At 62.6% G+C, this 19,916-nt stretch carries 22 protein-coding genes; 14 read left to right on the plus strand and 8 right to left on the minus strand.

The window, feature by feature from the left end:
* From sufD to sufA, 4 genes are all read left to right on the plus strand, one after another.
* A partial coding sequence (sufD, locus tag EN955_RS20970; RefSeq protein ID WP_127223448.1) for a Fe-S cluster assembly protein SufD occupies window positions 1–720 on the plus strand: 720 nt, incomplete at its 5' end.
* Window positions 721–905: 185 nt separating this feature from the next.
* Window positions 906–2,147: a cysteine desulfurase gene (locus tag EN955_RS20975; RefSeq protein ID WP_024504572.1), complete on the plus strand. Its 1,242-nt coding sequence runs from the start codon at window positions 906–908 to the stop codon at window positions 2,145–2,147.
* A gap of 21 nt (window positions 2,148–2,168) precedes the next feature.
* Entirely contained in the window at window positions 2,169–2,561 is a 393-nt protein-coding gene (locus EN955_RS20980) for an SUF system Fe-S cluster assembly protein (protein WP_013532157.1), read from the plus strand.
* A gap of 100 nt (window positions 2,562–2,661) precedes the next feature.
* Window positions 2,662–3,042, plus strand: a complete 381-nt coding sequence (sufA, locus tag EN955_RS20985; protein WP_013532156.1) for a Fe-S cluster assembly scaffold SufA — start codon at window positions 2,662–2,664, stop codon at window positions 3,040–3,042.
* A 184-nt stretch (window positions 3,043–3,226) separates the two neighbouring features.
* Here the strand turns inward: sufA and EN955_RS20990 are convergent, their stop codons facing one another.
* Window positions 3,227–3,724 carry a GFA family protein gene (locus EN955_RS20990; RefSeq protein ID WP_024504571.1) on the minus strand — a complete coding sequence of 166 codons (498 nt, stop codon included), beginning with the start codon at window positions 3,722–3,724 and terminating at the stop codon, window positions 3,227–3,229.
* Window positions 3,725–3,814: 90 nt separating this feature from the next.
* Between EN955_RS20990 and EN955_RS20995 the strand changes: the two genes are divergently transcribed.
* Window positions 3,815–4,138 (plus strand): TfoX/Sxy family protein, encoded by a 324-nt coding sequence (locus EN955_RS20995; RefSeq protein ID WP_024504570.1) that lies wholly within the window; start codon window positions 3,815–3,817, stop codon window positions 4,136–4,138.
* Window positions 4,139–4,202: 64 nt separating this feature from the next.
* Here the strand turns inward: EN955_RS20995 and EN955_RS21000 are convergent, their stop codons facing one another.
* Together EN955_RS21000 and EN955_RS21005 are read right to left on the minus strand one after the other, a co-directional pair.
* A complete protein-coding gene (locus tag EN955_RS21000) occupies window positions 4,203–5,120 on the minus strand; it encodes a pseudouridine-5'-phosphate glycosidase (RefSeq protein ID WP_024504569.1) in 918 nt (305 codons plus the stop codon).
* Window positions 5,121–5,194: 74 nt separating this feature from the next.
* A complete protein-coding gene (locus EN955_RS21005) occupies window positions 5,195–6,139 on the minus strand; it encodes a carbohydrate kinase family protein (protein ID WP_024504568.1) in 945 nt (314 codons plus the stop codon).
* A gap of 280 nt (window positions 6,140–6,419) precedes the next feature.
* Here EN955_RS21005 and recA point away from each other — a divergent pair, with 280 nt between their 5' ends.
* Both recA and alaS read left to right on the plus strand, forming a co-directional pair.
* The gene (recA, locus tag EN955_RS21010) at window positions 6,420–7,517 is read left to right on the plus strand and encodes a recombinase RecA (RefSeq protein WP_013532151.1); all 1,098 of its coding nucleotides are present in this window, start codon (window positions 6,420–6,422) and stop codon (window positions 7,515–7,517) included.
* 292 nt (window positions 7,518–7,809) lie between these two features.
* Window positions 7,810–10,476: an alanine--tRNA ligase gene (gene alaS, locus EN955_RS21015; RefSeq protein ID WP_024504567.1), complete on the plus strand. Its 2,667-nt coding sequence runs from the start codon at window positions 7,810–7,812 to the stop codon at window positions 10,474–10,476.
* A gap of 52 nt (window positions 10,477–10,528) precedes the next feature.
* Here the strand turns inward: alaS and EN955_RS21020 are convergent, their stop codons facing one another.
* Together EN955_RS21020 and EN955_RS21025 are read right to left on the minus strand one after the other, a co-directional pair.
* Window positions 10,529–11,155 (minus strand): glutathione S-transferase family protein, encoded by a 627-nt coding sequence (locus tag EN955_RS21020; RefSeq protein WP_024504566.1) that lies wholly within the window; start codon window positions 11,153–11,155, stop codon window positions 10,529–10,531.
* Between the two features lie 12 nt (window positions 11,156–11,167).
* A complete protein-coding gene (locus EN955_RS21025) occupies window positions 11,168–12,379 on the minus strand; it encodes an NADP-dependent isocitrate dehydrogenase (RefSeq protein ID WP_013532148.1) in 1,212 nt (403 codons plus the stop codon).
* Between the two features lie 216 nt (window positions 12,380–12,595).
* Here EN955_RS21025 and EN955_RS21030 point away from each other — a divergent pair, with 216 nt between their 5' ends.
* The 3 genes from EN955_RS21030 to EN955_RS21040 all read left to right on the plus strand — a co-directional run bounded on the left by EN955_RS21030 (window position 12,596) and on the right by EN955_RS21040 (window position 14,555).
* Window positions 12,596–13,510, plus strand: a complete 915-nt coding sequence (locus EN955_RS21030; RefSeq protein WP_024504565.1) for an RNA methyltransferase — start codon at window positions 12,596–12,598, stop codon at window positions 13,508–13,510.
* Window positions 13,503–14,303, plus strand: coding sequence for a glutamate racemase (gene murI, locus EN955_RS21035; RefSeq protein WP_127223449.1), 801 nt, complete (start codon window positions 13,503–13,505; stop codon window positions 14,301–14,303). Before EN955_RS21030 ends, murI begins: the two co-directional genes overlap by 8 nt.
* Before the next feature lie 63 nt (window positions 14,304–14,366).
* Window positions 14,367–14,555, plus strand: a complete 189-nt coding sequence (locus EN955_RS21040; protein ID WP_013532144.1) for a DUF3008 family protein — start codon at window positions 14,367–14,369, stop codon at window positions 14,553–14,555.
* A gap of 112 nt (window positions 14,556–14,667) precedes the next feature.
* On the opposite strand, the gene EN955_RS21045 is transcribed toward EN955_RS21040, so the two are convergent.
* The gene (locus tag EN955_RS21045) at window positions 14,668–14,877 is read right to left on the minus strand and encodes a hypothetical protein (RefSeq protein WP_013532143.1); all 210 of its coding nucleotides are present in this window, start codon (window positions 14,875–14,877) and stop codon (window positions 14,668–14,670) included.
* 376 nt (window positions 14,878–15,253) lie between these two features.
* Between EN955_RS21045 and rpsD the strand changes: the two genes are divergently transcribed.
* The 4 genes from rpsD to EN955_RS21065 all read left to right on the plus strand — a co-directional run bounded on the left by rpsD (window position 15,254) and on the right by EN955_RS21065 (window position 18,150).
* Window positions 15,254–15,871, plus strand: coding sequence for a 30S ribosomal protein S4 (rpsD, locus tag EN955_RS21050; RefSeq protein ID WP_013532142.1), 618 nt, complete (start codon window positions 15,254–15,256; stop codon window positions 15,869–15,871).
* 107 nt (window positions 15,872–15,978) lie between these two features.
* Window positions 15,979–16,866: a tRNA 2-thiocytidine(32) synthetase TtcA gene (ttcA, locus tag EN955_RS21055; protein ID WP_024504563.1), complete on the plus strand. Its 888-nt coding sequence runs from the start codon at window positions 15,979–15,981 to the stop codon at window positions 16,864–16,866.
* Window positions 16,856–17,683 (plus strand): inositol monophosphatase family protein, encoded by an 828-nt coding sequence (locus EN955_RS21060; protein WP_013532140.1) that lies wholly within the window; start codon window positions 16,856–16,858, stop codon window positions 17,681–17,683. The genes ttcA and EN955_RS21060 overlap by 11 nt, the downstream gene beginning before the upstream one ends.
* A gap of 59 nt (window positions 17,684–17,742) precedes the next feature.
* The gene (locus EN955_RS21065) at window positions 17,743–18,150 is read left to right on the plus strand and encodes a hypothetical protein (protein ID WP_024504562.1); all 408 of its coding nucleotides are present in this window, start codon (window positions 17,743–17,745) and stop codon (window positions 18,148–18,150) included.
* Here EN955_RS21065 and EN955_RS21070 read toward each other — a convergent pair.
* Complete coding sequence (locus tag EN955_RS21070; RefSeq protein ID WP_013532138.1) at window positions 18,147–19,415, minus strand: multidrug effflux MFS transporter; 1,269 nt, start codon at window positions 19,413–19,415, stop codon at window positions 18,147–18,149. The genes EN955_RS21065 and EN955_RS21070 overlap by 4 nt on opposite strands.
* 163 nt (window positions 19,416–19,578) lie before the next feature.
* On the minus strand, window positions 19,579–19,914 hold the full coding sequence (gene grxD, locus EN955_RS21075) for a Grx4 family monothiol glutaredoxin (RefSeq protein ID WP_013532137.1): 336 nt from the start codon (window positions 19,912–19,914) through the stop codon (window positions 19,579–19,581).
* Between the last annotated feature and the right edge of the window lie 2 nt (window positions 19,915–19,916).

The raw sequence follows: 19,916 nt of genomic DNA on the forward strand, positions 1-19,916 counted from the left end.
AAGGCCGTTATCGTCGAACGGCAGACGGGTGACGGCGCTGCCTTGGGCAGTTCGGTCAGCCAGATCGTGCTCGACGAGGGCGCCGAGGTGACGTGGCTGATTGTCCAGGAGCAGCCGGAAACGGCGACGCATCTGGCGCAGTTCAAGGCCCATATCGGCAAGAACGCGAAACTGACACTGTTCGTCATGAACGCCGGCGGCAAGCTCGTGCGCCAGGAGATCATGGTCAGGACGACTGGCGAGGGCGCCGATTTCAAGCTTCGCGGCATCAATCTCCTGGCCGGCGACACCCACACCGACGTGACCATGGTTCTCGACCATGCGGTGCCGCACACGACCTCGACGGAGATCATCCGCAACGTGGTGACGGGCAAGGCGCGCGGCGTCTTCCAGGGCCGCATCAACGTCCATCAATATGCGCAGAAGACCAACGCCAAGATGGCTTGCAACACGCTGTTGCTGTCGGACGACGGCGAATTCTCGACCAAGCCGGAGCTGGAAATCTTCGCCGACGACGTGATTTGCGGCCACGGCGCGACGGTCACCGAAATCGACCACGACCATCTGTTCTACCTGATGGCGCGTGGCGTCGACGAGAAAAGCGCGCGGGGGTTGCTCGTGAAGGCCTTCGTCGCGGAGGTGATCGAGGAACTGGACGACGAGGCGATCGTCGAGGCGCTGGAAGCGCGGCTCGACGGCTGGTTCGTGGCACACGGCTAATTGGATGGGGTCCGGCAAAGCCACCCCTCATCCGTCTTGGCGCTACGCGCCAATCCACCTTCTCCCACAAGGGGAGAAGGTAAAGCGCTAGACCTTCTCCCCTTGTGGGAGAAGGTGGCCGAGCGAAGCTCGGTCGGATGAGGGGTGTTGGAAGGATCTCGGCCTTGGCCGGCAAGGACTTTGAAATGGACCAGAAACTCGAAAACATTCCCTACGACGTCGAAGCGATCCGCCGCGATTTCCCGATCCTGTCGCGGGAAGTCTACGGGAAGCCGCTGGTCTATCTCGACAATGGCGCCTCGGCACAGAAGCCGCAGGTGGTGCTCGATGCTGTCCAGCACGCCTACAGCCAGGAATATGCCAACGTCCATCGTGGCCTGCATTTCCTGTCCAATGCCGCGACCGACGCCTACGAAAAGGCGCGCGAAACGGTACGCCGTTTCCTCAACGCGCCAAGCACCGACAACATCATCTTCACCTCGAACACGACCTCGGCCATCAACACCGTGGCCTATGGCTATGGCATGCCCAACATCGGCGAGGGCGACGAGATCGTGCTGTCGATCATGGAGCACCACTCCAACATCGTTCCCTGGCATTTTATCCGCGAGCGGCAGGGCGCCAAGCTGGTCTGGGTGCCGGTCGACGATCTCGGCGTCTTCCACATCGAGGAATTCGAAAAACGGCTGACCGACCGCACCAAACTGGTCGCCGTCACGCAGATGTCGAATGCGCTGGGCACGGTGACGCCGATCAAGGAAATCGTGCGCATCGCGCATGCGCGTGGAATTCCCGTCCTCGTCGACGGCAGCCAGAGCGCCGTGCATATGCCGATCGATGTGCAGGATCTCGACTGCGACTTCTTCGTCTTCACCGGGCACAAGGTTTATGGCCCTTCGGGCATCGGCGTGCTCTACGGCAAGAAGGACATTCTCCAGGGCATGCGCCCCTTCATGGGCGGTGGCGAGATGATCGAGGAGGTGACGGAAGACATCGTCACCTACAACGAGCCGCCGCATCGTTTCGAAGCCGGCACGCCGCCGATCGTGCAGGCGATCGGACTGGGTGCCGCGCTCGACTATATGGAAACGATCGGCCGCGAGCGCATCGCCGCGCATGAGGAAGACCTTAAGAATTATGCGCATGAGCGGCTGCGCGCCATCAATTCGCTGCGCATCTTCGGCGATGCGCCCGGCAAGGGCGCCATCATCTCGTTCGAACTGCAAGGCATTCATGCGCACGACGTGTCGATGGTGATAGACAGGCAGGGCGTTGCAGTCCGCGCGGGCACCCATTGCGCCCAGCCGCTGTTGAAACGTTTCGGCGTAACCTCCACATGCAGGGCATCGTTCGGCATGTATAATACCAGGGCCGAAGTCGACGCTTTGGCCGAGGCGCTTGAAAAAGCGCGCAAATTCTTCGGATGACGACTTTTTTGGGTGACGACCATGGATGATGCAAGCATCGCTGCCGAGACCACTCCGGAAACCGCGCCCAATGCGCTGGTTTCGGGATCGGCCATCCCAGCCGACGAACTGGCGCGGTTGACCGACGACATCGTATCGGCGCTGAAGACGGTCTACGATCCGGAAATCCCGGCCGATATCTACGAGCTCGGCCTCATCTACAAGATCGACATCGAGGACAATCGCTCGGTCAAGATCGATATGACGCTGACCGCTCCCGGCTGCCCTGTCGCCGGCGAAATGCCCGGCTGGGTCGAAAATGCCGTCGGCGCCGTCGAAGGCGTGTCCGGCGTCGAGGTCAACATGACCTTCGACCCGCCCTGGTCGGCCGACCGCATGTCGGAAGAGGCGCAGGTGGCGGTGGGCTGGTACTAGCGTCGAGCCTGGCACACTTGCGCCAGGGGTAAAACTTCACCATTTTAGGTGAGGAATCATTCGGCAGGCCTTGAACCTGCATGGAATGGAAGGAAAAAGAATGGGACGCTTCGCCGTCATCACCATGACCGAAAAGGCCGCCGACCGGGTGCGCGAGATCGTCGCCACCCGCGACAACGCGCATGGCATCCGCCTCGGCATCAAGAAGGGCGGCTGCGCCGGCATGGAATACACGGTCGATCTGGTGACCGAACCCAACACCAAGGACGACCATATCGAGCGCGACGGCGCCCATGTCTATGTCGCGCCGGAAGCAGCCCTTTTCCTGTTCGGCACCGAGATGGATTTCGAGCAGACGACGCTGCGCACCGGCTTCACCTTCCACAACCCGAACCAGAGTTCGGCCTGCGGCTGCGGCGAATCCGTCGAATTGAAGCCGGCCGACCTGAAGGCGCTGGCAGAGGCCCGCGCTTCGGCCTGATTTTTTCCTTCGCCCCGTTTACGCGGAGAAAGTGTCACGAAGTGACGGATGAGGGGCAGCGCCAGCCTTTCCAGAGTTAGCTCCGCCCAGCCTGCCGGCGTACGTCGTTAGAAAATCCAAGCAATTGGCTTTTCGTTCGCTGCGCGGATCACTCCTCACCTCCCCGTAAACGGGGCGAAGAAACTCACTCCACCCACATGCCCGTCCGCTTGTGCCAGTCGGCGATCGATTCCTCGGGATAGACGTCGAAGACCTTGTCATGCTTGCCAACCACCGGCTCCACCCAGTTCGCTTTGTATTTCAGCATCAGGTGCACTCGGCTCGGCGGAATGGGTAAATCGCTGTCGATCGCTGAGGCGAAGGGGTGCACCAGTTCCGGCCATGTCGGATCGTAGAGCCAAAGGGCTGAGCCGCATTTCTTGCAGAAATTGCGCTCGCCGGTTGAGATTTCGCAATGCGGATGCTCGTCGTCCTCGATCTCCGCCCGAAAGACGCCGAGGCTGCGCTTGCCCCTGATGTTCAGTGTCTCGTTGTCGGCACCGAGATTGATGGCAAACCCGCCGCCGCCCTGCTGCTTGCGGCAGATGGAGCAGTAGCACAGCATGAACGGCGCCGGCGTGTGGCTTTCCACCTCGAAACGCACGGCATTGCAGCGACAGGACCCTTTCAGCAGAAGCGGCATGGCGGGAAAACTCCGATACCTCTCTCAACCTGTCAGCATGATTTTGGTTGCGGCGATGACAAGGCCAGATGCCGGTGACATGATCGCGGCATGGACAATGAACGCATCGCCGAACTGTTCGAGGGTCTCGGCCCTGTCAGCATCCGCAAACTGTTCGGCGGCAAGGGCATCTATTTCGACGGCGTCATCGTCGCCATCGTGCTGCGCGGCGAATTGCTGTTGAAAGCCGACGAGCAAAGCGCCCCCGAGTTCGAGGCCGCCGGCTGCACGCAATGGACCTATACCGGCTCGCGCCACGGCAAGCTGGTCGCCATGCCCTATTGGAGCGTTCCCGACAGCGCTTTTGATGATCCCGACGAGATGACGGTCTGGGCACGCCGGGCGTATGAGGCGGGGCGAAGGGCGGGGAAGTGACGCCAGCCTTGGCACAGCGGAGGGACAGCACCCCCTCTGTCCCGCCGACCTTGGAGGCCGTGCCCTACAATGCCCTGGCTATCCTCGCCGCCAGCCGTGCATTGTTTTCCACCAGCGCGATGTTGGTCTTCAGGCTCCTGCCGCCGGTCAGTTCGAGGATCTTTCCCAGCAGGAATGGCGTCACCGCCTTGCCGGTGACATGTTGTGCCTCGGCGGCCTTCTGCGCGGCGTCGATATAGCCCGCCATCTCCGCAGCCGGGATTTCCTGGTTTTCCGGCACAGGATTGGCAATCAGCATGCCGCCAGCAAGCCCAAGTGCTGCCCTCGTCTGGTAGAAATGCGCGATCTCTTCCGGCTCGTGCAAGGTCAGCGGCGCGCGGAACGGCGATTGCCTGGACCAGAAGGCCGGCATCGTCTCGCAGCCATGGCCGATCACCGGCACGCCGCGCGTCTCCAGCACTTCCAGCGTCTTTTCGATGTCGAGGATCGCCTTGGCGCCGGCCGAGACGACAATCACCGGGGTGCGCGCCAGCTCGTCGAGATCGGCGGAAATGTCAAAGCTCTTTTCGGCGCCCTTGTGCACGCCGCCGATGCCGCCGGTGGCAAACACTTTTATGCCGACAATATGCGCCGCGATCATCGTGGCGGCGACCGTGGTGCCGCCGGTGCGCCCTTGCGCCACGGCAAAACCGAGATCGGCGCGCGACAGCTTCATGGCGTCGCCCGTCATCGCCAGCGATTCGCGCTCGCCGTCAGAAAGCCCGATCTTGATGCGGCCGCCAACCACGGCGATCGTCGCCGGCACGGCGCCGCCATCGCTGATGATCTTTTCGACATCGGCCGCCATGGCGCCGTTGTCGGGGTAGGGCATGCCATGGGTGATGATGGTGCTTTCCAGCGCCACCACCGGCCGGCCGTCGGCCAGGGCCTGCGCCACCGGCGCGTGGATGTCGATGAAGGGGCGGGCGGTCTCAGGGGTCATCAAGGTCTCCTATCCGGAATGCGGCGCGTCCGTCGGACGCTCGGCAACATCGCGGCACTATGAATTCGCCGGTCTCATGCCACTTCCCTGGCATCCGGCACAAGGACCAACGCTTCCGCGAAGCTCGCCGCGGTGAACTCCGGAACGGCGGCGGCGCTTTCGATGGCAAGCGTCGCCCCGGCAATGCCTTCGCGCAGAGCTGCCCGCAGCGGCAGTCCTCGCAGCAAGGCTGCGACCGTTGCGCCCGCCAGCGCATCGCCGGCGCCGGTGACGTCGGCGACCTTTCTTGGTGGCGGCGGCAGGATAGAGAAGGCGCCGGCTTCATCGAAGCCCAGCATGGGCCCGCCGCCTGCCGTCACCACGCCGCTGACGAGGCCGCTGCATCGCAACCCGTCGACCACCTCGCGCTCCGTGGCATTCGCGGCGACGCCGGCCAGCGCCATGGCCTCGCGCCGGTTCATGAAGACCAGCGAAAGCTCCTTCAGCACCGGTAGCAACCGCACCACCTTGGCCGGCGAAATGGCAATCGCGAAAACCGGCTTGCCCGCGGCGAGCGCGACCAGCCGTTCCAGCGCCGTCGTCGGAAGATTGGCGTCGCAGAAGACGGCATCTGCGGCGGCGATCACCTCCCGCACCCTGGAGCGCCTGATCTGCTTGGGAAACGCCAAATCATAGAGCGCCATGTCGGCAAAGCCGACGATCAGCTCGCCTTCGCTGTCGATCAGCGCCGTGTAGCTCGGCGTCGTGCGGTCGAGGAAGACCGCCGACAGGTCGGTAATGCCTGCCCCGGCAATGGCTCGCGAAACGGTGTCGGCAGCGGCATCGCCGCCGCGAACCGACATCAGCGACGCGGAGACGCCGCGCCGCACGGCACTGCGCAAGGCGTTGAAGACGCCGCCGCCGACATCCTCGCGCATTGTGCCCGGATTGGAGGCGGCGGGCACGTAGGCGCCGGACACCTGGCCGCGCCGGTCGATATGGGCGCCGCCTACGGCCAGTATTTTCGCGGATTTCAGCATGCCGGCGATATGACCTTTGTTATTCCAGCCGCACAAGCGCTAGGCTGTGCGACCGAGCTTCGCATGCAAGGCGGCGATTCGGCAGGTCGAAACAACCGAGCCGTCTGGCCCAACGTGCGGTGCATTCCTGATCGAATCCTTGGACAAAAAAAGAACAAATCCGGATAATGCTTGTTTTTCAGATATTTGATCCCTCTTGCCAAATGAGAACAAAAAAGGTACAAATAGGCAGGGATTACGGATTGTCCGGCCTTCATTGACGACCAAGGGGTGATGTATCATGGCTCAGAATTCTTTGCGGCTGGTAGAGGACAAGGCAGTGGACAAATCAAAGGCTCTGGATGCGGCGCTGTCGCAGATCGAGCGGGCTTTCGGCAAGGGCTCGATCATGCGGCTCGGCGCCAACGAGCAGGTCGTCGAGATCGAAACGGTGCCGACCGGCTCGCTTGGCCTCGACATCGCGCTTGGCGTCGGTGGCCTGCCGCGCGGCCGCATCATCGAGATCTACGGGCCGGAAAGCTCGGGCAAGACGACGCTGGCCCTGCACACCGTGGCCGAAGCCCAGAAGAAGGGCGGCATCTGCGCCTTCGTCGATGCCGAGCACGCGCTTGACCCGGTCTATGCCCGCAAGCTTGGCGTCGATCTCGAAAACCTGCTGATTTCGCAGCCCGACACCGGTGAGCAGGCGCTGGAAATCTGCGACACGCTGGTGCGCTCCGGCGCCATCGACGTGCTGGTGGTCGATTCGGTCGCGGCGCTGACGCCACGTGCCGAAATCGAAGGCGAGATGGGTGATTCGCTGCCCGGCCTGCAGGCCCGCCTGATGAGCCAGGCGCTGCGCAAGCTGACCGCCTCGATCTCGCGCTCCAACACCATGGTCATCTTCATCAACCAGATCCGCATGAAGATCGGCGTCATGTTCGGTTCGCCCGAGACGACGACCGGCGGCAACGCGCTGAAATTCTACGCATCGGTGCGCCTCGACATCCGCCGCATCGGCTCGGTCAAGGACCGCGACGAAGTCGTCGGCAACCAGACCCGCGTCAAGGTGGTCAAGAACAAGCTGGCGCCGCCCTTCAAGGTGGTCGAGTTCGACATCATGTATGGTGAAGGCGTGTCCAAGACCGGCGAACTGGTCGATCTCGGCGTCAAGGCCGGCGTGGTCGAGAAGTCGGGCGCCTGGTTCTCCTACAATTCGCAGCGTCTCGGCCAAGGCCGCGAGAATGCCAAACTGTTCCTGCGCGACAATCCCGACACCGCACGCGAGATCGAGCTGGCGCTCCGACAGAATGCCGGGCTGATCGCCGAAAAGTTCCTTGAGAATGGCGGCTCCGAAGGTGGCGACGACGGGTTCGAGGAGGAATCCGGCGCGATGTGACAACTCGCGAGGTCGGCCGGAGTTCGGCCATAATCGCATTCTATTATCTCGGGCTTAAGTAATCGAGTTCCGCGTTAATGCGTTTTGAAACCGCCGGCCCAGTGCCGGCGGTTTTGCGTTTCGGCGGCGAAAACAGGCCGGTTCGAACGGCCGGCAAAGGCCGTGGATTGGACCAATTCCGTGTTTCTGGACAGGGTGAAGCGCGGCGGCTAAAAGGCCAAGTCCTAATCTTCTAAAACGCAGAGCCCATTTCCGCCGGTTTGCCGGCGGCCCTTCCGAAAAGGCAGCATTCATGAGTGGCGTGAACGAAATCCGGTCGACATTTCTCGACTACTTCCGCAAGGAGGGTCACGAGATCGTCGCGTCGAGTCCGCTGGTGCCGCGCAACGACCCGACGCTGATGTTCACCAACGCCGGCATGGTACAGTTCAAGAACGTCTTCACCGGCCTGGAGAAGCGGCCCTATTCGCGCGCCTCGACCGCCCAGAAGAGCGTTCGCGCCGGCGGCAAGCACAACGATCTCGACAATGTCGGCTACACCGCGCGTCATCTGACCTTCTTCGAGATGCTCGGCAACTTCTCCTTCGGCGACTATTTCAAGGAGCGCGCCATCGAGCTTGCCTGGAACTTGATCACCAGGGAATTCGGGCTGAGCAAGGACAAGCTGCTGGTCACCGTCTATCACACGGATGACGAGGCGGCCGGCTTCTGGAAGAAGATCGCCGGTTTTTCCGACGACCGCATCATTCGCATCGCGACCTCGGACAATTTCTGGGCGATGGGCGACACCGGACCCTGCGGGCCGTGCTCGGAGATCTTCATCGACCGCGGCGAGCACATCTGGGGCGGCCCTCCCGGCAGCCCGGAGGAGGATGGCGACCGTTTCCTGGAATTCTGGAACCTGGTGTTCATGCAGTATGAACAGGTGACGAAGGAGGAGCGCATCGACCTGCCGCGCCCCTCGATCGACACCGGCATGGGCCTGGAGCGCATGGCGTCCATCCTGCAAGGGGTGGAAAGCGTCTTCGAGACCGATCTGTTCCGTCACCTGATCGACGCGGCCTCGTCCGCGATCGGGCATGGTCCCGACAAGGAGACGGTCGCCTCCTACCGGGTCATTGCCGATCATCTGCGCTCGTCCTCCTTCCTGGTCGCCGATGGCGTGCTGCCCTCGAACGAAGGCAGGGGCTACGTCCTGCGCCGCATCATGCGCCGCGCCATGCGCCATGCACAGCTGCTCGGTGCCAACGAACCGCTGATGTGGAAGCTGGTGCCGGCGCTGGTGCGCGAAATGGGCCAGGCCTATCCGGAACTGCTGCGCGGCGAACAATTGATCACCGAGACGCTGAAGCTCGAGGAGACCAGGTTTCGCAAGACGCTGGTGCGCGGCCTCGGCCTGCTTTCCGAGGCGACCGAAACGCTGCATGCCGGCGACATGCTGGATGGCGAGACGGCCTTCAAGCTCTACGACACCTATGGCTTCCCGCTCGACCTGACGCAGGACGCACTGCGCCAGCGCAGCATCTCGGTCGATATTGCCGGCTTCACCAACGCGATGGAGCAGCAGAAGGCCGAGGCGCGCAAGCATTGGGCCGGGTCCGGCGACGCCGCCACCGAGACCATCTGGTTCTCGGTGCGCGAGAAGGCCGGCGCCACCGAGTTCCTCGGCTATGAGACTGAAGCTGCGGAAGGCATCATCCAGGCGCTTGTCCGGGACGGCAAGGCTGTCGACGGCGCCGGCAAGGGCGACGCGGTGGCGATCGTCGTCAACCAGACGCCGTTCTATGCCGAGTCCGGCGGCCAGATGGGCGACACCGGCGTCATCTCCGGCGAGGGGTTCTCGATCGAGGTTTCGGATACGCAGAAGAAGGCCGACGGGCTGTTCGTGCATATCGGCAAGGTGGCCAGCGGCACCGTCAAGACGGGCGCGGCTGTCGAGCTGAAGGTCGATCATGCAAGGCGCTCGAGGCTGCGCGCCAACCATTCCGCGACGCATCTGATCCATGAGGCGCTGCGCGAAGTGCTGGGCAGCCATGTCGCACAGAAGGGCTCGCTGGTCGCGCCCGAGCGCCTGCGCTTTGACATCTCGCACAACAAGCCGATTTCGGCCGAAGACCTCGAAGAGGTCGAGCGCATGGCCAACGAGATCGTCGTCCAGAACGGCCCGGTGACCACGCGCCTGATGTCGGTCGACGATGCCATCGCCGAGGGCGCCATGGCGCTGTTTGGCGAAAAGTACGGCGACGAAGTGCGCGTCGTGTCGATGGGCACCGGCCTGCACGGCGCCAAGGCGAACCGGCCCTATTCGGTCGAGCTCTGCGGTGGCACCCATGTCCGGGCGACCGGCGATATCGGCCTCGTGCGTGTCGTATCGGACAGCGCGGTCGCCGCCGGCGTGCGCCGCATCGAGGCATTGACGGGCGAAGCCGCGCGCAAACATCTCGACGAGCAGGACAGGCGTTTGAAGGCGACGGCAGCCGTGTTGAAGATTTCGCCGGCCGATGTACCGGCGCGCGTCGAGACGCTGCTCGAAGAGCGCAAGAAGCTCGAAAAGGAACTGACCGAAGCGCGCAAGAAGCTGGCATTGGGCGGCGGATCGTCTGCCGATGCTCCAGCCGCCAATGAGACGGTGGCCGGTGTCGGCTTTCTCGGCAAGACGGTCTCAGGTGTCTCACCGAAGGACCTGAAGCCGCTGGCCGATGCCGGCAAGACGTCGCTCGGCTCCGGCGTCGTCGTCTTCGTCGGCTCCGGTGAGGACAACAAGGCCAGCGTCGTCGTCGCCGTCACCGACGACCTCGTCGGCCGCTTCAGCGCCGTCGACCTTGTCCGAGTGGCCTCGGCGGCGCTCGGCGGGCAGGGCGGCGGCGGGCGGCCCGACATGGCCCAGGCTGGCGGCCCCGACGCTTCCAAGGCCGATGATGCGATTGCTGCGGTAAGGGCGGCACTCGAAGCGGCGTAGGCGAGTGGACTGAATTTAAAGCAACGGTTGGAGGGACAGCGGACGTCTCTTATCAGCCGATTTTTTCAGTCTGCACGAAGCTCGGCCGAGCCGCAATGCGCGCATACCAGTCCCGGATATCAGGGAACTCGGCCAGCAGATTTTGCCCCTCGGCGACCTTGACGAAATAGCCGATGATCGGTGCGGCATGCAGGTCGGCCAGCGTCAGCTGGTCGCCCAGCAGCCACGGTCCCGGCGCTTTCAGCGCGGACAGCGTCCGAAGCGCTTTGCTCGCCTGAGCAAGGCCGCCGGCGATCAACGCCTCATCCGGCTGAGCCTTCTCCAGCCGCTCGACGGCAACATCCCAGACCATCGATCTGTAGGCATAGGCATCGAGCATGCCGATGATCTGGTTCATGGTTGCGCGGCCACGAGGCTCCGTCGCTTGCAGCGCTGGCCCGTCGAACGCCTCGTCAACATATCTGGCAATCGCGCTCGTCTCGAACAGCCGGAATCCGTCATGCTCGAAGGCCGGGATGCGGCCGAACGGATGATGTTCGAAATACCAGGCGGGAATCCCGTCGGCGGCAAAGACATCGACTGGCACAAGCTCGTAGTCGATGCCTTTTTCCTCAAGCACGAGGCGGACGATGCGCACATAGACGCTATAGTCCGCCCCGTAGACGATGGGCTTGCCCATCTTGCTTACTTATCAGGCCATCGCCTTCTGCAGGTTCTCGTCGATCTTGTCGAGGAAACCGGTGGTCGACAGCCAAGGCTGGTCGGGGCCGATCAGCAGCGACAGGTCCTTGGTCATGAAGCCGGACTCGACCGTCTGGATGCAGACTTTTTCCAGCGTCTCGGCAAAGCGCTTCAACTCGGCATTGTCGTCGAGCTTGGCGCGATGGGTGAGGCCACGCGTCCAGGCGAAGATCGAGGCGATCGAATTGGTCGAGGTTTCCTCGCCCTTCTGATGCTGGCGGTAGTGGCGGGTGACGGTGCCGTGCGCGGCTTCCGCTTCCACGGTCTTGCCGTCCGGCGTCATCAGCACCGAGGTCATCAGGCCGAGTGAGCCGAAACCTTGCGCGACCGTGTCGGACTGCACGTCACCATCATAGTTCTTGCAGGCCCAGACATAGCCGCCCGACCATTTCAGGGCGGAGGCCACCATGTCGTCGATCAGGCGGTGCTCGTACCACAGCTTCTTCGACTTGAACTCGGCCTCGAATTCAGCCTCGTAGACCTCCTGGAAGATATCCTTGAAGCGGCCGTCATAGGCCTTGAGGATGGTGTTCTTGGTCGACAGATAGACCGGGTAGTTGCGCAGCAGGCCGTAGTTCAGCGAGGCGCGGGCGAACTCGCGGATGGACTCGTCGAGATTGTACATGGCCATGGCGACACCGGCGCCGGGCGCGTCGTATACATCGTGCTCGATCACCTGGCCGTCCTCGCCGACGAACTTGATGGTCAGCTTGCCCTTGCCGGGGAAGCGGAAATCGGTGGCGCGGTACTGGTCGCCGAAAGCATGACGGCCGACGATGATCGGCTTGGTCCAGCCGGGCACCAGGCGCGGCACGTTCTTCATGATGATCGGCTCGCGGAAGATGGTGCCGCCGAGGATGTTGCGGATGGTGCCGTTCGGCGACTTCCACATCTTCTTCAGCTTGAACTCCTCGACGCGCTGCTCGTCAGGCGTGATCGTCGCGCATTTCACGCCGACGCCGTATTTCTTGATGGCGTTGGCCGAATCGATGGTCACCTGGTCGTTGGTGGCGTCGCGATGCTCGATGCCGAGGTCGTAATATTCCAGCTTGAGGTCGAGATAAGGGTGGATCAGCTTGTCCTTGATGAACTGCCAGATGATGCGGGTCATCTCGTCGCCGTCGAGTTCGACGACCGGGTTCGCCACCTTGATCTTCGCCATGGAAAGAATGCCTCGTTGCTGGGATGTGGGACGGCCTTGCCCGCGTGGCGTTGGGCCGGGAGATGTCGCCCGTATATCAAAGCGCTTTTGGCCACGCAAACGGCGATCGGTCACGAATTGGAGGCCAGAGCCGTCGTCATTTGCGAATGCTTCATTTTCCCGGCCGAATATGGCAGGGGACGCTGAAATGCCGCAAACAGCAGTTCATTGACAATCATGCCCGTCACCAAAGATCCTGATAGCATTGCAGTCGCCGGCCCGGCGATCATCCTCGTCGAGCCTCAGCTTGGCGAGAACATCGGCATGGTCGCGCGCGCCATGGCCAATTTCGGTCTGTCGGAGCTGCGCCTCGTCAATCCGCGTGACGGTTGGCCGAGCGAGAAGGCACGTGCGGCGGCGAGCCGCGCCGATCATGTCATCGACGCCGTCACCGTCTTTGACGATCTGGCCTCGGCGCTCGCCGACCTGAACTTCGTCTTCGCCACCACGGCCAGGCAGCGCGACGGCTTCAAATCCGTGCGCGGGCCGGTGGAGGCGGGCAGGATGCTTCGGACCCGTCACGCAATGGGCCAGCGCACCGGCATCCTGTTCGGCCGCGAGCGCTTCGGCCTCTACAATGACGAGGTCGGCCTTGCCGACGAGATCGTCACGTTCCCGGTCGATCCCGATTTCTCGTCGCTCAACATCGCCCAGGCCGCGCTTCTGATGTCCTACGAATGGATGAAGTCCGGCCTGGAAGACGAGACCAAGACCAATTTTTCCGGCCCGGACATGAAGCCGGCAAGCAAGGAGGAATTGCACGGCCTGTTCGCCTATCTCGAAGGCGCACTGGAAGCGCGCGGCTATTTCCGGCCGGCACCGAAGAAGCCGAAAATGATCGACAATCTGCGTGCGGTGCTGACGCGCGCCGGTTTTGCCGAACCGGAGCTGAAGGTGCTGCGCGGCATCATCTCGTCGCTCGACAGGTTTTCGCCGGCGATGCCGCGCGGCGACGGGTCCCCTGGCGATGATCCACGACGCTTGCCCGCGGCCGCCGCGCGGGCCCGCAAGGCGGAAGCGGCGCGCCTTGCCGGCGCCGGCAAGGACGATGACATACCGCCGCTTGGCGGAAAAGGAACCGACAATGACTGAGCGGACGATCCTGATGTTCGATTCGGGCATCGGCGGGCTCACCGTACTGCGCGAGGCGCGCGTGCTGATGCCCGACCGCCGCTTCATCTATGTCGCCGACGACGCTGCGTTTCCCTATGGCGCCTGGGAAGAGCCGGCGCTGAGGGTGCATATCCTTGAATTGTTCGGCAAACTGCTTGAGCGGTTTGCGCCGGCCATTTCGGTCATCGCCTGCAACACCGCCTCGACGTTGGTGATCGACGCGCTGCGCGACAGATTTCCCGAGCATCCTTTTGTCGGCATGGTGCCTGCGATCAAGCCGGCGGCGGAACGCACGCGCTCAGGGCTGGTTTCGGTGCTGGCGACGCCTGGCACCGTCAAGCGCCAGTACACGCGCGACCTGATCAGCAAATGGGCGCAGAAATGCCATGTCCGCCTGGTCGGCAGCGACAGGCTGGCGGGACTGGCTGAGATCTACATGCGTGAGGGCTTCGTCGATGAGGAGGCCGTGCGCGCCGAGATCGCGCCATGCTTCGTCGAACGTGATGCGCTGCGTACGGATATCGTCGTGCTCGCCTGCACACACTACCCCTTTCTGGCCAATCGTATGCGCAAGACGGCGCCTTGGCCGGTCGACTGGCTCGACCCCGCCGAAGCGATCGCGCGCCGGGCGCTGTCGCTTCTCGCCGACATCGATCCGAGCGGTCGTGGCGAGATGTTGCCTGAAGGGCCCGACCTTGCCGTCTTCACATCGAAAAGAGCCGATTTCCCCACCCGCCGCCTGATGCAGGGGTTCGGGTTGGCGATGTCGTGATTGCGAAGCGGAACATCACGGCAGTCGTTGCGTTTTCTCCTGATGCCAACGGGAGAAAGAGCCATGCCAGCCACCTCGAAAGCCCAGCAGAAAGCCGCCGGCGCGGCTCTGTCGGCCAAGCGCGGCGAGACCAAGAAGAGCGAACTCCAGGGCGCTTCCAAGGGAATGTACGAATCGATGAGCGAAAAGCAGCTCGAGGAATTCGCCGAGACGAAGCGCAAGGGCCTGCCGGAGAAGAAGTCGAAAGGCTAGAGTGCGGTCCGCCGTTCAAGGGAAACGCCGAAGAACACGAGCCGGAATCAAACGCCCGCGGCCAAACCGCGGGCTTTGAAGTGATGTCGGCCGCCTGAGACCGGATTGCAGCCTACCAGCGCCCTCTGCACTGCTTGATCTTGTAGCGGATGACCTTCTTGTGGCCGTGCCGCCAGATAATTTTCTTCTTGATCACGATGCGGCAAGCCTGGTGGTGCCGGTGCCCTTGCCAATGCCTGGCCTCAGCCGGCTCCGGTGTCATGACCGCCATGGATCCCGCCAACACAGCGGCTCCTGTCAGGGTAAGGAAGAATTTCTTCATGCGAATGTAGCTCCTCTGCTCCGGTCCCTTCCTGATGCCGCTGGCGCAACCTCCCGCCACATCCGGCACTGTACTCAACCCAGAGACGCTATATCGTCGCCATGGCCTACGCCAGCCACAAGCTTGACACCGGTTAAATCTCCGTTTAATCAGCGCGCCAACACCGGGCCGCAATGCCCGGTGGTTTTCTTTATGTGCGCAAGATGCGTGGAAATCCAATTCTACTATCTTGTTTGAACTGACGTGTCCCGTGGGTTTTCCGCCGCGTTGCGTGGGAAAACCCTGTCAGGTCTCGAAAACGGAGGCCAGAGGAGGGCGCGTTTCCTTCACCCGGACCATGAGGTTCCGGGGTGTGTTGTTTTGAAAAGGGAATGCGATGAGCAAGCGCGAATCCGCGAAGTACAAGATCGACCGCCGTCTCGGCGAAAACATCTGGGGCCGCCCGAAGTCCCCGGTCAACAAGCGTGAATACGGCCCCGGCCAGCATGGCCAGCGCCGCAAGGGCAAGCTTTCCGATTTCGGCCTGCAGCTGCGCGCCAAGCAGAAGCTGAAGGGGCACTATGGCGACGTTTCGGAAAAGCAGTTCCGCAAGGTCTATGAAGAGGCTGACCGCCGCAAGGGCGACACCTCGGAGAACTTGATCGGCCTGCTCGAGTCGCGTCTCGACGCGGTCGTCTACCGCGCCAAGTTCGTGCCGACCATTTTCGCCGCCCGTCAGTTCGTCAACCACGGCCACGTCAACGTCAACGGCAAGCGCGTCAACATCGGCTCGTACCGCTGCAAGCCGGGCGATGTCGTCGAAATCCGCGAAAAGTCCAAGCAGCTGGTCATCGTTCTGGAAGCGGTCGGTCTCGCCGAGCGCGACGTGCCGGACTACATCGAAGCCGATCACAACAAGATGGTCGCGACCTTCTCGCGCATCCCCGGCCTGGCGGATGTTCCGTTCGCCGTGCAGATGGAACCGAACCTGGTCGTCGAATTCTATTCGCGCTAAACGAGCGCGTTCTGCGACATCCTGCGAAGGCCGCCCGTCGAGGCGGCCTTTTCTTTGTCGGTCATGTCCGCTAATCCGGCGCTCTGGGCCACTGAAAGCGACATGCCATGAACATGCTTCCAGACATTGAAACGCTCGAACCGGTCGCCGACAGCGAAGGCGGTTTCCATCCGCTGTTCGCCGACGTGCCGTCCTCGGTCGAGTTCAACAAACTGCGCAAGCGGCTGCTGCGGCTGACCCGGCAGGCGATCGAGGATTTCTCGATGGTCAAGCCCGGCCAGCGCTGGCTCGTAGCCCTGTCGGGCGGCAAGGATTCCTACGGCCTGCTCGCGGTGCTGCTCGACCTCAAATGGCGCGGGCTCTTGCCGGTCGATCTTCTGGCCTGCAATCTCGACCAGGGCCAACCGAATTTCCCCAAACATATCCTGCCGGACTATCTCGACAGCCACGGCATTGCGTACCGGATCGAATATCAGGACACCTATTCCGTCGTCACCGACAAGCTGCCGGCGGGCAGCACCTATTGCTCGCTCTGCTCGCGTCTCAGGCGCGGCCATCTCTACCGCATTGCACGTGAGGAGGGGTGCTCGGCGCTGGTGCTCGGCCACCATCGCGAGGACATTCTCGAGACCTTCTTCATGAACCTCTTCCATGGCGGGCGTCTCGCCGCCATGCCGCCAAAACTGCTCAATGACGAAGGCGACGTTATGGTGCTGCGGCCATTGAGCTATTGCGCCGAGGTCGATCTGGAAAAATTCGCTGCCGCCATGCGATTCCCGATCATTCCCTGCGATCTCTGCGGCAGCCAGGAAGGTCTTCAGCGCAACGCCATGAAGGCGATGCTCGAGGACCTGGAAAAGCGCATGCCGGGCCGCAAGGATACGATGCTGCGCGCGCTGTCGAACAGCAGGCCATCGCATCTGCTCGACAGAAAGCTGTTCGATTTCGCTGCCCTCAACGAGACCCTCACCACAAGGCAAGCCGATGACATTTGACGACACCGCGATCGACTGGCTGGCCGGCATTCTGGCCGAGGCGGCACTTGCCGAGATCATGCCGCGCTTTCGCCGGTTGGGCGATGGCGATGTCAGGCAGAAGACGTCGGCCGCCGACCTGGTGACCGAAGCCGACGTCAATGCCGAGCGGCTGATCACCGCGCGGCTGCGCGAGCGGTATCCCTCAGCGATGGTCGTCGGCGAGGAGGCCTGTTCCGACAATCCAGCGCTTTTAAACGGGTTGGGCGATGCCGATCTGGCCTTCGTCATCGACCCGGTCGACGGTACTTTCAATTTCGCCTCCGGCGTGCCGCTGTTCGGCGTCATGCTGGCGGTCGTGGTCAAGGGCGAGACCGTCGCCGGCATCATCCACGATCCCGTCGGCAAGGACTGGCTGATTGGCGCCAGGGGCGCCGGCAGCCATATCCGGCATGCGCATGGCAGCATCGAGAAGGTGCATGTAGCGGTACCCGCGCCGATCTCGGAGATGACCGGCTCTGTCTCCTGGCAATATATGGCCGAGCCGGAACGGACACGGCTGGCGCGCAACCAGACCAAGATCCTGTCGCAGTTCGCCTATCGCTGCGCCGCGCACGAATATCGCCTGCTGGCGAGCGGCCATGCCCACTTCGTCGTCTACAACAAGCTGATGCCGTGGGACCACCTGGCCGGCGTGCTGATCCATGCCGAGGCCGGCGGCCATGCGGCGCGCTTCGACGGCAGCGCCTATCTGCCCTCGCATCTCGGCGGTGGCCTGCTTGTCGCACCGGACAAGGAAAGCTGGCACGAATTGCGCCGCGAGCTCTGGGCGCAGTAGGATCGATTGCTGCATTAGCCGAAAGCAGTACAATCTCGCGCAAATCCGGAGGCTCTCGAATGAAACCTCGGTTTGCATTTGTCGCGGTGACTCTTGCCGCCGGTCTGTTCGCCAGTTCCCTGGAAGCAAGGTCGCAAGAGCGCAGCTGTCGCAGTACCGATCCCGTCGACACGATAAAGGAGATGTCGGACGCGATCTATGCCTGCTGGAAGCCGCCACCCGGAACCGCGGGCATGTCCCTCACGCTGCGGTTCTCGCTTCGCCGCAACGGCACGCTGATCGGCAAACCTCGCGCCACATATTCCGATCTGGGAACCGATGCCCAGCGCAGCCGGGCCTTCGTGGCATCCATCCTCAGGGCACTCGATGACGCTCTGCCATTGCACTTTTCGGACAGCATGGGCGAAGCAATTGCGGGGCGCATGCTTGCCCCTCGGTTCACGGCAGCCCTTGAAGGTGCGTCCTAATGCAAGTCGGTGATGTGCCCTGAAACGGGCGGGTTCTGTGGCTGGAACATCTTGCCGCGTTCGGCGATGAAGATCATCAGCAGCGCGGCGACCGAGACGCTGCAGAAGCCGGCGGCCAGCGGCGTCACCGTGCCGTTGAAGGCCTGGCCGATCAGCGTACCGAGAATGCCGCCGAGAAACGTCTGCATGAAACCGAGGATCGACGAAGCCGTGCCGGCCAGTTGGCCGAGCGGCTCCATGGCCAGCGCGTTGAAGTTCGCGCCGAGCGCACCGAATGGAAGCATGGCGCAGGCAAAGAAGGTGATGAACAGCCAGAGCGGCATCTTCATCTCCAGCGAAATCACCAGCCAGGCAAGGCTGATGACCAGGAACAGCAGCAACGCACTCTGCGACAGGCGGCGCATGCCGATGCGGCCGACAAGGCGCGAGTTCAGAAAGTTGGAGAAGGCGAGCACGCCCGCAACCCCGGCAAAGATGACCGGGAACATCTCGCCGACTTTGAAAATGTCGACATAGATCTGCTGCGCCGAAGCGATGAAGCCAAACATGGCGCCGAAAATGAAGGTGCTGGCGAAGGCATAGCAGATCGCAATGCGGTTGGTGAGAACGATACGAAACCCGCCGACAATGGAGTTGAGCGTCAGCGGCCGGCGATGTTCGGGATGCAGCGTTTCAGGAAGGCGCAGCAGCGACCAGGCCGAGACGAGCAGCGCACCGACGGCCATGGTGACGAAGATCCAATGCCAGGTCGCAAACAGCATGATAAATTGGCCGATGCCGGGAGCAATGACCGGTATCGCCATGAACACCATGAAGATCAGCGACATCACCTCGGCCATGCGCCGGCCGTCGAACGTATCGCGCACGATCGAGACCGCGATGACACGAGTGGCGGCTGCACCGATGCCTTGCACGGCCCGGCACAGCAGAAGTGTTTCAAAGCTTGGTGCAACGGCGGCGGCCGCAGCCGCGGCGACATAAATCACCAGCCCGGCGACCAGTGGTGCGCGACGTCCGAAGCGATCCGAGATCGGCCCGAAGAACAGCTGCCCGCCACCGAAGCCCAGAATGTAGGCCGTTATGACGTACTGCCGGTGGTTTTCATTTTCGACGCCGAGCGAGGCGCCGATCTGCTGCAGAGCCGGCAGCATGATATCGATGGCCAGCGAGTTCAGCGCCATCAGTGCCGCGCACAGAGCGATGAACTCCCAGCGCGGAATGGGCAGTTTGCTTGCCGATTGCGGCGCTGGTCTTGGCTGGTCCACGGCAAGTCCGATCTTTCAAACGAAAATGCGCCGGCGGGCCGGCGCATTGGCTCGTCCTGGTCCTGGGGTCAGGACATGAAAATTGCCGAGGTGAGGTTGCCCCGGTGCCTGGTGCTCGATGCCCGAAAATCAACGTCGATTTCGGGCATGCACAAAACAGAAATCAGGCGGCGCCTTTGACGCTGACGCCCTTCTCGACGAGGAACGTCTGCAACTCGCCCGCCTGGAACATCTCGCGCACGATGTCGCAACCGCCGACGAATTCTCCCTTGACGTAGAGTTGAGGGATCGTCGGCCAGTTGGAGTATTCCTTGATGCCCTGGCGCAGTTCAGCCGAGTCCAGGACGTTCACGCCTTTGTAGTCGGCGCCGATATAGTCGAGGATCTGGACGACCTGGCCGGAAAATCCGCATTGCGGGAAACCAGGTGTGCCCTTCATGAAAAGGACGACGTCGTTGCCCTTCACTTCATTGTCGATGTAGTCGTTGATGCCGCTCATGG

The sequence above is a fragment of the Mesorhizobium sp. M7A.F.Ca.CA.001.04.2.1 genome, from assembly GCF_003998485.1.
GTDB lineage: Bacteria > Pseudomonadota > Alphaproteobacteria > Rhizobiales > Rhizobiaceae > Mesorhizobium > Mesorhizobium ciceri.

Excerpts from the sequence above, each read along its gene's own strand:
- sufA (WP_013532156.1), top strand. The coding sequence starts at position 2,662 with ATGGGACGCTTCGCCGTCATCACCATGACCGAAAAGGCCGCCGACCGG.
- EN955_RS21045 (WP_013532143.1), bottom strand. The coding sequence starts at position 14,877 with ATGAAGAAATTCTTCCTTACCCTGACAGGAGCCGCTGTGTTGGCGGGA.
- EN955_RS21060 (WP_013532140.1), top strand. The coding sequence starts at position 16,856 with ATGACATTTGACGACACCGCGATCGACTGGCTGGCCGGCATTCTGGCC.
- EN955_RS21005 (WP_024504568.1), bottom strand. The coding sequence starts at position 6,139 with ATGCTGAAATCCGCGAAAATACTGGCCGTAGGCGGCGCCCATATCGAC.
- alaS (WP_024504567.1), top strand. The coding sequence starts at position 7,810 with ATGAGTGGCGTGAACGAAATCCGGTCGACATTTCTCGACTACTTCCGC.
- rpsD (WP_013532142.1), top strand. The coding sequence starts at position 15,254 with ATGAGCAAGCGCGAATCCGCGAAGTACAAGATCGACCGCCGTCTCGGC.
- EN955_RS20990 (WP_024504571.1), bottom strand. The coding sequence starts at position 3,724 with ATGCCGCTTCTGCTGAAAGGGTCCTGTCGCTGCAATGCCGTGCGTTTC.
- EN955_RS20995 (WP_024504570.1), top strand. The coding sequence starts at position 3,815 with ATGGACAATGAACGCATCGCCGAACTGTTCGAGGGTCTCGGCCCTGTC.
- ttcA (WP_024504563.1), top strand. The coding sequence starts at position 15,979 with ATGAACATGCTTCCAGACATTGAAACGCTCGAACCGGTCGCCGACAGC.
- EN955_RS21040 (WP_013532144.1), top strand. The coding sequence starts at position 14,367 with ATGCCAGCCACCTCGAAAGCCCAGCAGAAAGCCGCCGGCGCGGCTCTG.
- EN955_RS21025 (WP_013532148.1), bottom strand. The coding sequence starts at position 12,379 with ATGGCGAAGATCAAGGTGGCGAACCCGGTCGTCGAACTCGACGGCGAC.
- EN955_RS20975 (WP_024504572.1), top strand. The coding sequence starts at position 906 with ATGGACCAGAAACTCGAAAACATTCCCTACGACGTCGAAGCGATCCGC.
- murI (WP_127223449.1), top strand. The coding sequence starts at position 13,503 with ATGACTGAGCGGACGATCCTGATGTTCGATTCGGGCATCGGCGGGCTC.
- EN955_RS21000 (WP_024504569.1), bottom strand. The coding sequence starts at position 5,120 with ATGACCCCTGAGACCGCCCGCCCCTTCATCGACATCCACGCGCCGGTG.
- recA (WP_013532151.1), top strand. The coding sequence starts at position 6,420 with ATGGCTCAGAATTCTTTGCGGCTGGTAGAGGACAAGGCAGTGGACAAA.
- EN955_RS20980 (WP_013532157.1), top strand. The coding sequence starts at position 2,169 with ATGGATGATGCAAGCATCGCTGCCGAGACCACTCCGGAAACCGCGCCC.
- EN955_RS21065 (WP_024504562.1), top strand. The coding sequence starts at position 17,743 with ATGAAACCTCGGTTTGCATTTGTCGCGGTGACTCTTGCCGCCGGTCTG.
- EN955_RS21030 (WP_024504565.1), top strand. The coding sequence starts at position 12,596 with ATGCCCGTCACCAAAGATCCTGATAGCATTGCAGTCGCCGGCCCGGCG.
- EN955_RS21020 (WP_024504566.1), bottom strand. The coding sequence starts at position 11,155 with ATGGGCAAGCCCATCGTCTACGGGGCGGACTATAGCGTCTATGTGCGC.
- grxD (WP_013532137.1), bottom strand. The coding sequence starts at position 19,914 with ATGAGCGGCATCAACGACTACATCGACAATGAAGTGAAGGGCAACGAC.